General features: G+C 65.4%; 13 protein-coding genes. 5 read left to right on the top strand and 8 right to left on the bottom strand.

Going from position 1 to position 13,052, the window contains the following annotated elements:
- The first annotated feature begins 111 nt into the window (after nucleotides 1-111).
- Nucleotides 112-1,965: a VWA domain-containing protein gene (locus GPT33_RS02115; RefSeq protein WP_296805456.1), complete on the top strand. Its 1,854-nt coding sequence runs from the start codon at nucleotides 112-114 to the stop codon at nucleotides 1,963-1,965.
- Nucleotides 1,966-2,265: 300 nt separating this feature from the next.
- On the opposite strand, the gene GPT33_RS02120 is transcribed toward GPT33_RS02115, so the two are convergent.
- The 5 genes from GPT33_RS02120 to GPT33_RS02140 all read right to left on the bottom strand — a co-directional run bounded on the left by GPT33_RS02120 (nucleotide 2,266) and on the right by GPT33_RS02140 (nucleotide 5,785).
- On the bottom strand, nucleotides 2,266-2,817 hold the full coding sequence (locus GPT33_RS02120; RefSeq protein ID WP_296805458.1) for a hypothetical protein: 552 nt from the start codon (nucleotides 2,815-2,817) through the stop codon (nucleotides 2,266-2,268).
- 173 nt (nucleotides 2,818-2,990) lie between these two features.
- Nucleotides 2,991-3,626, bottom strand: coding sequence for an SCO family protein (locus tag GPT33_RS02125; RefSeq protein ID WP_296805460.1), 636 nt, complete (start codon nucleotides 3,624-3,626; stop codon nucleotides 2,991-2,993).
- Nucleotides 3,627-3,715: 89 nt separating this feature from the next.
- Nucleotides 3,716-4,054, bottom strand: a complete 339-nt coding sequence (locus tag GPT33_RS02130) for a hypothetical protein (RefSeq protein WP_296805462.1) — start codon at nucleotides 4,052-4,054, stop codon at nucleotides 3,716-3,718.
- A 136-nt stretch (nucleotides 4,055-4,190) separates the two neighbouring features.
- On the bottom strand, nucleotides 4,191-4,829 hold the full coding sequence (locus tag GPT33_RS02135; RefSeq protein WP_296805464.1) for a hemerythrin domain-containing protein: 639 nt from the start codon (nucleotides 4,827-4,829) through the stop codon (nucleotides 4,191-4,193).
- Entirely contained in the window at nucleotides 4,826-5,785 is a 960-nt protein-coding gene (locus GPT33_RS02140) for a LysR family transcriptional regulator (RefSeq protein ID WP_296805466.1), read from the bottom strand. Before GPT33_RS02140 ends, GPT33_RS02135 begins: the two co-directional genes overlap by 4 nt.
- Before the next feature lie 202 nt (nucleotides 5,786-5,987).
- Between GPT33_RS02140 and GPT33_RS02145 the strand changes: the two genes are divergently transcribed.
- A complete protein-coding gene (locus GPT33_RS02145) occupies nucleotides 5,988-6,629 on the top strand; it encodes a TusE/DsrC/DsvC family sulfur relay protein (RefSeq protein ID WP_296805468.1) in 642 nt (213 codons plus the stop codon).
- 208 nt (nucleotides 6,630-6,837) lie between these two features.
- Here the strand turns inward: GPT33_RS02145 and GPT33_RS02150 are convergent, their stop codons facing one another.
- The 3 genes from GPT33_RS02150 to GPT33_RS02160 all read right to left on the bottom strand — a co-directional run bounded on the left by GPT33_RS02150 (nucleotide 6,838) and on the right by GPT33_RS02160 (nucleotide 9,042).
- Nucleotides 6,838-8,136 carry a hypothetical protein gene (locus tag GPT33_RS02150; protein ID WP_296805470.1) on the bottom strand — a complete coding sequence of 433 codons (1,299 nt, stop codon included), beginning with the start codon at nucleotides 8,134-8,136 and terminating at the stop codon, nucleotides 6,838-6,840.
- Between the two features lie 198 nt (nucleotides 8,137-8,334).
- Nucleotides 8,335-8,601 carry a DUF2249 domain-containing protein gene (locus tag GPT33_RS02155; protein WP_296805472.1) on the bottom strand — a complete coding sequence of 89 codons (267 nt, stop codon included), beginning with the start codon at nucleotides 8,599-8,601 and terminating at the stop codon, nucleotides 8,335-8,337.
- Between the two features lie 3 nt (nucleotides 8,602-8,604).
- A complete protein-coding gene (locus GPT33_RS02160; RefSeq protein ID WP_296805475.1) occupies nucleotides 8,605-9,042 on the bottom strand; it encodes a hemerythrin domain-containing protein in 438 nt (145 codons plus the stop codon).
- Nucleotides 9,043-9,246: 204 nt separating this feature from the next.
- On the opposite strand from GPT33_RS02160, the gene bchE reads away from it, so the two are divergent.
- The 3 genes from bchE to GPT33_RS02175 all read left to right on the top strand — a co-directional run.
- Nucleotides 9,247-10,911, top strand: a complete 1,665-nt coding sequence (bchE, locus tag GPT33_RS02165; protein WP_296805476.1) for a magnesium-protoporphyrin IX monomethyl ester anaerobic oxidative cyclase — start codon at nucleotides 9,247-9,249, stop codon at nucleotides 10,909-10,911.
- A gap of 392 nt (nucleotides 10,912-11,303) precedes the next feature.
- Entirely contained in the window at nucleotides 11,304-12,497 is a 1,194-nt protein-coding gene (locus GPT33_RS02170) for an efflux RND transporter periplasmic adaptor subunit (protein ID WP_296805478.1), read from the top strand.
- Nucleotides 12,494-13,052, top strand: a 559-nt coding sequence (locus tag GPT33_RS02175) for an ABC transporter permease (RefSeq protein ID WP_296805480.1), incomplete at its 3' end; no start/stop codon positions are given. The genes GPT33_RS02170 and GPT33_RS02175, both read left to right, overlap by 4 nt.

The raw sequence follows: 13,052 nt of genomic DNA on the forward strand, positions 1-13,052 counted from the left end.
GCGATCGTATTCGACTACGACAACGACAACGACAACGAAAGCGACAACCGCGGCAAAGGTATTCTTTCGTCGAGTTGTTATACGTTTAACGCAACGGTGGTCAGCCAACCGATGGAAGAGCAAGTCGGAGCACTCTGGCATCGCGCCATCACCCGTCTCTCGGAGCGACGGCACCCCTTTGCGGCGGTGACGCTCGAAGAGGTGGCCGTCCCGATCGGGATCTTCTTCCGTGCTCTGGGCGGCGACGGCGGACTCCAGGTCGAAGCGGCCGAGGCGAGCGCACACGGGGCCCGTCGTGGGTTCCTGCAACGACTCGCCGGGCTCGACGAAAAGGTCGAGCTGGCCTGGCGCGACGAGCGCTCCTTGCGGCTGCCCGCCCGAATCGACCTCTTCCCGGAGCGGGCGCTCAATCGCGATCTCTACCTCTGGCTTGCCGCGCTCGCGGCCCAGCAGACCGGCCCGACCCGAGATTGGCTCGTCGAGAGTCAGGATCAGGCCCGCCGGACGCTCTCGCGGTTTCCGGGCCTGCGCCCGCGCTACCGGCGGCTGCTCGATGCCCATCTCGACCTACGCCCGGATCCGCGCGCCCTGTCGGCGGACGAGCGTGCACGCGAGGAGGCCATCCGTCTTGCGCTGGAGGATCCCGGCAGTGTCGCGCGGCTCCCGACAGCGCGCCGTCCGCCGTATCCGGTCGTGCTCTGGCTGCATCCCGATCCGGATCTCCCGGCAGGCGCCTGGTCCGATCCCTCCGGCGGCGAATCGCAGGACATCGATCGCGATGCCGCCGTCGAGTCGCTCGGCGAGCGCCGTCGGCGACGTGCCGAGCGGGTCGCCATGCCGGAGAAGGACCAGGGGCTTATCACGATCCGAATGGAGAACATCCTCACCTGGGGCGAGCATGTCCAGGTCGACCGCGGGACCGACGAGGAGGACGATCTCGAGCGCGCCCGCACCGCCGCCGCCGATCTGGATCGCATCTCGGTCGCGCGCGACCGTCAGGCATCCGGTGCGCGTCTGAAATTCGATCTGGATCTGCCGGCCGAGTCCGAGGACGACCTGGTCCTCTCGGAGGGGATCCTCTTGCCCGAGTGGGACTGGCGAAAGGGGACACTTTGCCCGAATCAGTGTCGCGTGATCCCGCTGATCGCCGCGGACGCTACACCCTGCGCGCTGCCCGAGCACCTGCGCCGCACGGCCCATCGGCTGCGCCACCAGTTCCAGGCACTCGCCCCGGCGCGGGTCTGGCAGCGCGGCCAGTGCGATGGACAAGAGATCGATCTGGACGCCTATCTGCGTTTCGCCACCGATCGCCATGCCGGTGCCGGCACCTCCGGCGTCGGCACCCACAGTGACGGACTCTATCGCGACATGCGCAAAGGGGCGCGTGATCTAGTGTGCCTACTGCTCTCGGATCTGTCGCTCTCGACCGACACCTGGGTGGACGATCACGCACGCGTCATCGATGTCATCCGCGACAGTCTCTTTCTCTTCGCCGAGAGCCTGGCCGCGACCGGCGATCGCTTCGGCATGCTCGGCTTCTCCTCGCGTCGTCGCGACCCGGTGCGAATCCATAGTCTCAAGGACTTCGAGGAGCCGCACGGCGCCGTCGTGCGCGGGCGCATCGCCGCCATCAAGCCCGGCTATTACACCCGCATGGGCGCCGCAATCCGCTACTCGACTCGCCTGCTCGCGGCGCAGCCGGGCGGCCGCCGTCTCCTGCTGATCCTCTCCGACGGCAAACCCAACGACCTCGACCGCTACGAAGGTCGTTACGGGATCGAAGACACCCGTCGCGCCGTCCAGGAAGCCCGCACCCTAGGCCTGACCTGCTTTTGCGTCACCATCGACGAGCGCGGCAACGACTACCTTCCCCACCTCTTCGGCACCGGCGGCTATGTCGTCATTCGCCGACCTACCGAGCTTCCTGCGCGACTCCCCGTGCTTTATGCGCGGCTGACGGCTTAAACTGCGCCCAGCGCGGTATGCGATGTTTTAGGATGGGATTAGCCTGGGCAGACTTGACTGCCGTTGGAGCCGGCACGGTTTAAGATATTAAAAAATATATTATTTTAAACCGCGTACCCGCTAATCGTTGTGGATGCACCAAACGTCGAGCTCACCAACTCTCCGACCAGGCAAAACAGGATGCCGAGGCGCAACTCGCGGAGCCGGAGAAGCGTCTTCGGCGGTAGGTCTGTGGTTTGAGGCACACTTTTGTCGCTCCCGTGTCCGCCTTGGGCGGACACGGGCGATCGCGACGTGCCTCTAACCCGGATAGCAGGGCAAGGTGCAGGGGGCGTCCGGGGTGACACGCAGTCCGACGCTGCACTGTTCGGCCAATGCGGTCGGCTTCGGGGCCTCTTCGGAAGATTCCAGGACGGGAAAGCTGGATTCGACTCGGCGAAGAACGACGCCTTCCTGAAGCGTCGTGCCGACGACGAGATCAACGGGTCCGTTCGCCTCCTGCTGCGTCGAGCCGATGTCGAGAATGCCGCAACTCACGAATTCCGAGCCGGAGGCTGTCGAGATCGTCAGGTCGTAAGCAACGGCCCAGGACTCTTGCGTCAGATAGGTCGAGCCGAAGATGGCGCCCGCGGCGATTAGAGCGACACCTCCCTGTTTACTGCGCTTGTGCAGGAAGGCGTACGTCGCCGCGACAAGCAACAACCCGAGAAGGGCCGTGGCCCATGGACTCAAGGGCACCGGCTGTGCCGTTCCCCAAGCCACATCCCACCCGAAATCCTGCTGAGCAAGCGCGGACGACACGGCACCTGCGGACAGGCTGATTGCAACGAGGATCTTTGCGGTTGTTCTCATCTCGACGTCTCCCCTGATTTGATTCGTGGGCGGCGCGACCCGGCCGATACCCCGTGTACCGCCGTATCGGCGCCGCACGCCGGAGTTTGACGCGGAGAGTCCGGCCATACAAGCGCAAAGCGGGGCAGCGGGGAACGTCGGACGCGTCGCCCGGCCGAACCGAAACGTGCGCTTCAGCCCGGAGGCAAAAGGCGCTGGGTCATCTCTGACTCGGGCGTCTCGGACAAGAGTGCCTCGATCCGTTCGGCGATCTCCACCGCCGGTGTCGAGTAACCGAACTTACGGATATAGCTCCCGTCGGGGCCGAGGAGATACATCCCTGCGCTGTGGTCGACGTGGTAGCGATCGGCCGGTGCGCCCGGCTCGGTGACCTTCTCGTATCGGGCGTTGAAGTTTTGGGCGGCGCGCGCGATGAGCGACGCCGAGCCGGTGAGACCGATGATGCGCGGGTGAAAGTAGGCGGTATAGGTCGCCAGCACCTGCGGGGTATCGCGCTGCGGATCGACCGTGATGAAGATCGGCTGGACGCGATCCGCGCGAGCGCCCAACCGCTTCAGGATCGCCGCCGCCTCGACCAGCGTGGTCGGGCAGATGTCCGGACAGTAGGTATAGCCGAAGGCGATGAGCTGGAATTGGCCGGGGAAATCGGCGTTGGTGACGGCCCGTCCGTTGGCGTCCATCAGGAGATAACGTCCGCTCGGCGGGGACGCGTCGTCGGCGGGCGCATCGGCGGCGTCGACCGATCCCGTGGCCATGCCTGCGGCCAGAAGCAGTGCTGCAACCAGCGGCGCGACGACGGGGATCTTCATGATTCGGTCTCGTCGTTCGACAGGGACGGCTCGGCGCCGGGCGGTTGCGGCTCCGACGGTTCCGGTTTCGCCTGCCCCGGATTCGCTTGTTAGGGGAAAACCGCCTTCAGTGCTGCCGCCGATTCCGCCAGTCCCGCCGCCAGATCGGCCTCGGTCGGGCAGGGCGTGCCGTCCTTGGTCGCCGCGAGGAAGGCGGCGTTGGTCGCCGTCTCGAAGAGGGTTCCGTAGCGGCGGGTCTTGGGCGCATGACCGATCATCAATGCCTTTGCCTCGCCGGACGCATCGAACTGCCGACAGGCGAGTGCTTGGCCGTTCAGTGTTCCCAGCGTCCGGACCTCTGCGAAGCCGATCTCGGTCGGATCGGCCGGATCTGCGAAAGCGAGCCCTGTGGATATCAGCACCAGACCGGTCAGGATCGGAAATTTCATGCGCGGCCTCCAAGGCGTCGGCAGGGTCGGTGTCTTCGCGGATGTGCTCGGGCCGCCGACGCCCCCTCTTTTTTATCATCCGGACCAAGCTCGCTTTTCAGCATAGCGCAAGGGGATTCCAATCCCTTGACGGAGATCAAGTACGGCAGACCGGCGCGGGCTCATGATCGTGAAGCGCCTCGAGCCGCTCCAGGTCCTCTGCCCCCAGGGCAAGCTGCGCGGTCTCGAACAACTCCTTTTCCTCGAACCGGATGTGATCCGTGAGCATCTCCGCGAATGCGGTCAGGGCGTCGGGTCCGCCCGTCGCGATCAAGGTCCGCATCTTCAGATGCTCGTCCAGGGTACGCTCCACCAGCATCTCTTCACCGGCCGCGAGCAATGCCGGCAGCAGTCCGCGCTCTTCGAGCTTGAAATGAGGCTCGAGCTCGTCGGCGAAGCGTTGCCTCAGGTCGGCCCAAGCGGCCTCGCGATCGCCCGAGGCCCCGGCTTGCTCACGCGCCCGTCGCGCAATGACCAGGCCGCTGTGATGTTCGCTCGACAGGCGACGCAATGCTTCGATGCGCTGCATGGGTCGTTGCTCCGTTTTGAGAATGGGACCGTCGGGTAACGGGGTTTCGAATAAAGCCGCGACATCGAGCCCTTTGATTGCTTGGAGCGCAAACTCCCAACGGCCCTCGCCGCACAGTCCGCTGATGCCGGCTTGCTCATAGGCTGCCGATGCCGCCTGCAGGCAGGCTGATCTGACCCGTTCGGCAAGCGCGCGCGGGTCGGTCACGACTGCCGCATCTCGCCAGCTGAGCCTGGGGGACCAAAAGGCTCGGGGAGGGGGTCGTGCCCGGGGGCGAGCGGCTCGGGCGTGCATTCCGTCGGCGTGCCGCCGTCGGCGGGCGATCGTTCCGCAATGACCCTGTGCAGGGTCGACAGCGCTGCATCGAGCACGGGCGACTCGCTCTCCAACGGATAGACCACATACGCCGGCAACAGAAACCGCGGGCTTTCGGGTGCCACGTGCAGGCAGCCCGCACGCACGTAAGATGCCGCGACGCGTTCCGGGACGAAGCAGGTTCCGCCGTTGGCCAAGATCAACTGCAGACCGAGCCAACCGATGTTGGCCATCTGCGCCGGCCGTTCCAGATTCGGGTAGACCTTACTGTGCTGGGCATAGAAGGTCGGACCCCAGTTCACGTAGACATAGCCGTCGTCGAGCTCCGTGCGCTCCGGATCGCTGGTGACCAGGACCAGTGTCTCGTCGAACAAGTGCTCGACCTGAAGGCCGGCGCTGTGTTGTGGCGTGTACATCAAGGCGAGGTCCAGCGTGCCTTCGACGATGCGCCGCATCAGATCGTCCTCGAAACCGATCTCGTTGCTGATCGAGACATCCGGTGCCTGCTCGCGCATCCGTCCTGCCCAGAGCGGCAGGAATCCGTCCCAAAGGGCGATACGCGCGCCGATCGTGATGCTGGCCCGAAAGCGGCTGGGCAGACCGACGTCGTGGCGTGCCTGCTCGAGCGTCAACACCAGCGTCTTCGCATGCCGAAGAAAGCGCCGACCCGCGGGCGTGAGTGTCGCGCCCGAGCGGTTGCGTATGAACAGCCGGGCGTTTAGATAGTGCTCGAGGCCCTGAATGCGCGCGCTGACGGTGGATTGAGTCACGTGCACGCGGTTGGCCGCCTCTTGGAAGCTCCCGTGCGCGGCGACCGCCAAGAAGGTTCTGACCTGGTCAATGTCCATAAGCCGCGTTCCGCATGGCATGCGCTCGTGTCATGTTGTTCCGCCTTTGTATCAATTCATACGGGCCTGGGGCAAACGCGGCTGACGTCTCCTAGTATCGAGATAGCCGATATCTATCGCCGAAAGGATTCGTTTGTCTCGGGGTCTAGTAGCGGCTAATTTGATGATATAGATCAAGAGCGCTGGAGTCGGAGACGAGACGATGATTGATGTAAAGGTGTCCATGAAGGTCACGAACGAGCCGCTCAAACGCACACCCGTTGTTCTCAGGCTGGACGCAGACGGGTCGGAGACAGTGCCTGTCTTCACCGACCGTGCGGGCGTGGCGCGCTTCGATTTGCCGCCGACCAGCGGAAAGGTGCTCGTGTCGGGCGTCGAGCGTTTCGACGGTCGCCTCGACGGCGAGATCCCGATTGAGCTGTGGTCGATTACCCAATCCGAGCACAACTCGAAGGGCTTGCCGGGCGAGTTCCCCTCCGGCAGCAATGCCTATCCGAACATGACCACGCGCAGCATTCAGGTCGGTGACCGCGCGATCCTGACCGACAGCGAAGGTTATCTCGTGGATCCGTCGGATTGGTCGGAGGAGTTTGCCCGCGCCTTGGCTGCTTACGACGGGCTGGAGCTGAATGCCGAGCATTGGGAGATCATTCGCTTCCTGAGAACCAGCTATGTCAAGCGCGGCACCCAGGCGACGGTGCGCGACATGATCGCCCACTTCCGCAAGGTCTGGGGGGACGAGAAGGGCAGCAACCGCTATCTGCATCGACTCTTTCCGCGCGGCGGTCCGCAAAAACAAGGCAACCGGTTGGCCGGTCTGTTGCGGACGAAGGGCGAGCACTGAGTGGCGGTTAGCGTGCATCCCCTTCCTCCCGGGAAGGCGTGTCTGAACAAGGTCATTGGCGATTCCCGGATAAGGGATCACCACCCTGTAGAGGCGACTTAAGCCGCCCCTACACCGGCAGCCATGCGTTGTCGGGGTGCCGATTTCAGGAGATCGCCTGTGCGGCCCGCTCCCCTCGCGGAGCAGCCGAGCAGTCGTAACAGGCCATTCAAGATCGGGGTTCTACGCCTGAGTGCGCTGGCCGGAGCAGGGCAGCGAACTGTCGATACGTGCGCGCGACGCCGATCAGCAACACGATCAACACCAACGAGGACAGCGCGAGCGCGATGCCCGCCGGGCGGGCCAGTACCGGAACCCACAGGCTCCCCACGAGCAGCGCCAATGCGGCGAGATGCAGTCCGAACTGAACCCGTGCCCACCGCGTCGACAACAGACTGCCCATATGCGGGATGCGCAGGTCGAATCGTCCGCTCGCGAGTTGGCGGTGCTGGAGGTGAAACCAGGTCAAAAACGGCAGGATCTTAAAAAGCATTCCGGCAGGAAGTCCGACGCCGACCCCTACCAACAGGAGCACGCCGATCAGGGTCGGGGTCGCCGCGAAGGCCCAAGCGAGAGCAGCGCCGCAGAGGCTCAGCATGGCGGCCCACCAGTGCAGCAATGTCGGGTCGAGCCGCGGTCGCTCGCGACGGCTGATCAAGCGCAAGGTGATGAAGGCAAAGCCGACGAAGCCCAGAGCGATCGTACCGAAAACGGCCTGTCCGACGAGGTCGGCTCCCATGACCCAGGCAGCGCTCGCAGCGCCGATCCCGACCAGGACGGCCGGTGCAAACCAGCGCCGCACCGGCGCCGGATAGGCCGGGGTGACGTAGAACATCGGCAGCACCTGGATGGCCACGCCGACCACCAGCAACCCGACCCAGCCCATCAACCCCCACGCGGCATGGGTGTCGACCCAACGGGTGTGCTCCGGAACCCGGATCCACCCCTGGAGCGCGGCGACCAGCAACAACCCCAAGGCGACCGTGACCGCCAGGGCCAGCGCGGCCGTGCGCAGCGCGAGCAAGGTCCCGGGCGCACCACGCGCACGTGCCAGTGCGACGGCAACCGGGGCGACGAAGACCAGAAACCCCAGTGCTGCGGCACCGGCGCCGATCCAGATCAGGCTCGGGCCGCCGCCCGCAAGCCCCCAAGCCAGCCCGGCGGCACCGATCGTGAGCAAGAGATGTGTCGCCGTGCCGACCAGGCGCACCGCGGGGACCGGCGCACCGGCGACCACCGGCAGCATCTGAAGCAGCGCACCGCACATGATCAGCCCAAGGTATCCGATGGCGATCAGGTGGGCTGCGGCGAGCGCGCCGGGCATCCAGCGCGAGACCAAGAGGGTCGGGCCTTGCGAGGCCAAGAGCAGGCCGGCGGCGATCGCGAACAGGGGCGCGGTGAGGAAAAAGCGCGCTGGGATGTCGATCGGCGGGGCCTGATCGAGAGAAAGTCCGCCCGTACCCATCATTTTTTATGAACCGCGTCCGGAGCGCGTGACGTCGTCTGATCGTTTGGATGGAGCGTCGTGGACACTTGAAGCCATTGGCGCGACGCGGTTCAAGAAAATGAATAAATTGATCTTTTAAACCGCGCAGCTCCGACGCCGGTCGGCAGGGACGAACCGGGAATCCGAGCACGGAACGCCGCATGGCCCAACGCGCGCGGTTTAAAAACGGCTCACGCCCTGTTGCCTTAATCGACTGACCGGCCGCTGATGCTTCGGCACGGGCGAGATCAGGATGCGATACCGATCGTCCTCGGAGCTGATCTCCCAGCGGTAGCCCATGCGTCGCAGCATGTCGTAGAGTGGATAGGGCTCGCGACGGTGGAGTACGCACAGGCGATCGCCCGGCGGCAGGTCGGCGAGCGCATCGAGGATCCGCTCCATCGGCTCCGGGGCGGGAAGATTGCTGACGTCGAGTGTTCTGTCCATGGTCTAGGCCGCCTGCAGCCGATTCAGGATGTCCGGTGTCTGGTCGCCCAGATTCTCCTCGGCCATCGGATAGAGGATGCCTTCTTCCTTCGAGTTGTGCTGCTGGATCACCAGATGGAGCGTCTCGAGGATGCCGAGGCAGGCGTCTGCGTCCCGCGTGCCGACCGCGTCCTCGAGCTCCTCCGCCAAGGAACGCATCTGAGCGTGCTCCATGGTCATCATACCGGTCGGCCCGGAGGCCCAGGGGCTGACGGCGACCAACTCCGGAAACAGCACCTGCTCCTCCATGTCGAAATGGCCGAGCAACGCAGTCGAGAGATCCTTGACCTGCTCCGCGAGTCGCGTCCAATCGCCGCCCGAGACCGCCTGTTCGCAGGCGGCGAGCAGGTGGTCACAGCGCTGATGGTCGTCGGTCATAAAGGTGGCGATCGAGTCGGTCATGGCGAATCCTCCGGTTGCGTGACGCGGCATTCTCCCGACCTGGATTGGGTCGTCCTTGATCTAGGTCAGATCTTATCGACCGCGAACGCGACGGCAACACATGCAAATCCGAGTCGCCCGGGCGGATTTGACCTGTGTCAAGGACGACAAGGAGGCCGACTGTCAATCTTCATTGACACTTACCATCGGCCGGGGGCTCGACGCATGCGCATTCTCTTCATCCACCCAAACTACCACTCGGGCGGCGCCGAGATCGCCGGCAATTGGCCGCCGGCGTGGGTGGCCTATCTCACCGGTGCGCTCAAGACCGCGGGCTTCACCGAGGTGCGCTTCGTCGACGCCATGACCAACGACCTGTCCGAGGAGCAGGTCCGCGCGGCCATCGTCGCCTATCGTCCCGACATCGTCGGCTGCACAGCCATCACGCCCTCCATCTACAAGGCCCAGCGTCTGCTCGAGATCGTCAAGGAGGTCGACCCCAAGATCGTCACCGTCCTCGGCGGCGTGCATGCGACCTTCATGTATCAACAGGTCCTCGGAGAGGCGCCCTGGATCGACGCCATCGTGCGCGGCGAGGGCGAGGAGATCGTCGTTGATCTGGTGCGCACCATCGATGAAGGCCGTTGGCCGGATGAGCGCGGCAAGGTCAAGGGTATCGCCTACGCCGTCGACGGCAAGATCATCGCCACCCCGGCCGCCCCGACCGTGAAGGACCTGGACGCGATCACACCCGACTGGGGCGTGCTGGAGTGGGACAAGTACAACTACATCCCGCTCAACAAGCGCGTCGCCATCCCGAACATGGCCCGCGGCTGTCCCTACACCTGCTCCTTTTGCTCGCAATGGAAGTTCTGGCGCGACTATCGGATTCGTGATCCGAAGAAGGTCGTCGACGAGATCGAGACCCTGGTGCGCGACCACGACGTCGGTTTCTTCATCCTCGCCGACGAGGAGCCGACCATCAATCGCAAGAAGTTCATCGCCTTCTGCGAGGAGCTGATCGAGCGCAATCTCGGGATCCTCTGGGGCATCAACACCCGTGTCACCGACATCCTGCGCGACGAGGACGTGCTGCCGCTCTATCGCAAGGCCGGGCTGATCCATGTCTCGCTCGGCACCGAGGCCGCGGCGCAGCTCAAGCTCGACCGCTTCAACAAGGAGACCACGGTCGCCGACAACAAGCGGGCGATCGGTCTGCTGCGCGATGCCGGCATCCTTACCGAGGCCCAGTTCATCGTCGGGCTCGAAAACGAGACCGCCGAGACGCTCGAAGAGACCTATCAGATGGCGCGCGACTGGAAACCGGACCTCGCCAACTGGGCCATGTACACCCCCTGGCCCTTCACGGATCTCTTCCGCGAGCTGGGCGACAAGGTCGAGATCTTCGATTACGAGAAGTACAACTTCGTCACGCCCATCATCAAGCCGGCCGCCATGGATCGCGCCGAGCTGCTCGACCGCGTCATGCACAACTATCGCCGCTTCTACATGCACAAGGCGCTCTTCTCCTACCCCTGGGCGGGCAGCGGCGAGCGGCGGCGTTATCTGCTCGGCTGTCTGAAGGCCTTCCTCAAGGCCGGCTTCGAGCGCAAGTTCTACGATCTGGGCAAGGTCAACTACTGGGGACCGCAGTCCAAGAAAAAGGTCGACTTCCACTTCGACCCCAAGCGCACCCGCGTCGCCGAGGGCGGCACCGACTGGAAGGCCAAGCACAGCCGCAAGATCAAGGGCGACGTCCAGGCGCAGATCATGGCGTGCGGCGGCGGCAAGGAGCAGCTCGATCAGGCCGAGATCGATGCCCTCACGGTCGCACCGCCGAGGCTGCCGAAGGCAGCCGGCAAGACGTCGGTCAAGGTCGTGATCGAGTAGGGGCGAAGGGCCTCGCTCCACAGGCTGCCACCCAAACCCTCAGTGCTCGTGACACCGCTCCGCGGTGTCATGCATGCCTCCTTGGCGCTCTGCGCCGCGTGACGCCCGCGGTGCGTCGCCCCGATTACCGCCCCATTCAACCTGGACCGATGTGTCTGCGGATCAAGGCATTGTCGCGTTCGTGTCGATTCCTGATCGCTCTGCGATCACCATCACCTCCATCGCGGTGTCTCTGCGGCGGATCCAGTTCTCAGACCCGACGACGATTCGACTCTCCCCGGAGAGTGGGCACCTCGCACCTTTGACCTGAGTCAAGGCCGAAGCGCGGCTCCATCCCCATCCTGCTCCAACGGCTCTCCCGAGTCGCTCGCCATTGCTTTCGAGCCCTCCATATGAACCTTCCCAAGCCAAGCCGGCGTGTCGTCTTCCTGCTCGCGGTACTCGTTCCGCTCATCGGCGCCTTCCTCTGGTTGGCGTTGACCTCGGGTCCGTTGGCCCCGGTGCCCGTGACCCTGACCACCGTCGAGATGCGTCCCGTCACCCCGACGCTGTTCGGAGTGGGCACGGTCGAGGCGCGCTACACCTACCGCATCGGCCCGACCTTTGCCGGTCGGGTGCGGCGGGTCGAGGTGCAGGTGGGGGATCGGGTCGAGGCCGGCCAACTGCTCGGCGAGATGGATCCGGTCGATCTCGACGACCGCGTCGCCGCGGCGGACGCGGCACTGCACCGCGCGGAATCCGGCGTGGTCGCGGCCCATGCCCAGGTCGGCGATGCGCAGGCGCGGCGGGACTTCGCCAGTGCCCAAGTCGCCCGCTACGAGCAGCTTCTGCTGTCCCGCACGGCCAGCGAGGATACGGCGGAGGCCAAGCGTCAGGAGGCCCAGGTCGCCGAGGCAGGTCTGGCACTGGCCGTGGCCAATCTGGAATCCGCGGAGCAGGATCTCGTGCGGGTCCGTGCCGAGCGCGAGGCATTGGTGCAGCAGCGGGCCAATCTGCGCCTGATCGCGCCGGTGGACGCATTGGTGGTCTCGCGCGACGCCGAGCCCGGCAGCACCGTCGTGGCGGGTCAGTCGGTCGTGGAGGTGATCGACCCGAGCCGTCTCTGGATCGATGTCCGCTTCGATCAGCTCGGCGCCGGGGCGCTGCGTGCCGATCTGGGGGCCCGCATCGCGCTGCGCTCGCTGCCGCTGGACACCTTGCCCGGCGAGGTGCTGCGGATCGAGCCGCGGGCCGATGCCGTCACCGAGGAGTTTCGCGCCAAGATTGCGTTTTCGAAGCTGCCCGAGCCGCTGCCCCGACTCGGCGAGCTGGCCGAGGTGACCGTGGCCCTGGAGCCGCTCGAAGCGGCCCCGGCGCTGCCCAATGCCGCCTTGCACCGGCGCGACGGCCAGCTCGGCGTCTGGGTGCTGGATGACGCCGGTCCGCGCTTCGTCGCGGTCGAGACCGGCGCGCGGGACCTGGAGGGTTGGGTCCAAATCCGCGACGGCCTGGTGTCCGGCGATCGCGTGATCCTGCACTCCCGCGTCCCGCTCCGGCCCGGACGTCGGGTCGAGATCGTCGAGCAGATCCCCGGTCTGCCCCGATGATCAGCCTCGCCGGGCGCGACATCCTCCATGCCTGGGGCAAGTTCGTCTTTACGGGTGTGGGTCTCGGACTCCTGATCGGCGTGACGCTCTCCATGGCCGGCATCTACCGCGGCATGGTCGATGATGCCGAGGTGCTGCTCGACAACAGCGGGGCGGACCTCTGGGCGGTGCAGAAAGACACGCTCGGCCCTTACGCTGAGCCGTCCACCCTTGCCGACGACCTCTACCGGGGCATCCTGATCCTGCCGGGCGTCGCGCGCGCGGCCAACGTCACCTATCTCACAATGCAGGTGCGGCCTGTCGTCGCGAATCAGGCCGCCCCGAATCAGACCAGCGATCAGGCCGGCGACGAGGCCGCGCGCGAGCGCCGCGCCATGATCGTCGGCGTGGTCCCCGGCGGTTTCGGCGAGCCCGGTCAACCGCCCTTTCTGGTCGCCGGGCGCCATCTCACGCGCGGTCATTACGAGGCGGTCGCGGACGTGACCACCGGCTTTCGACTCGGCGAGCAGGTGCGCATCCGTCGCAACCTCTACACCATCGTCGGGCTGACCCGGC

Source organism: Thiocapsa sp. (genome assembly GCF_011390875.1).
Lineage (GTDB): Bacteria > Pseudomonadota > Gammaproteobacteria > Chromatiales > Chromatiaceae > Thiocapsa.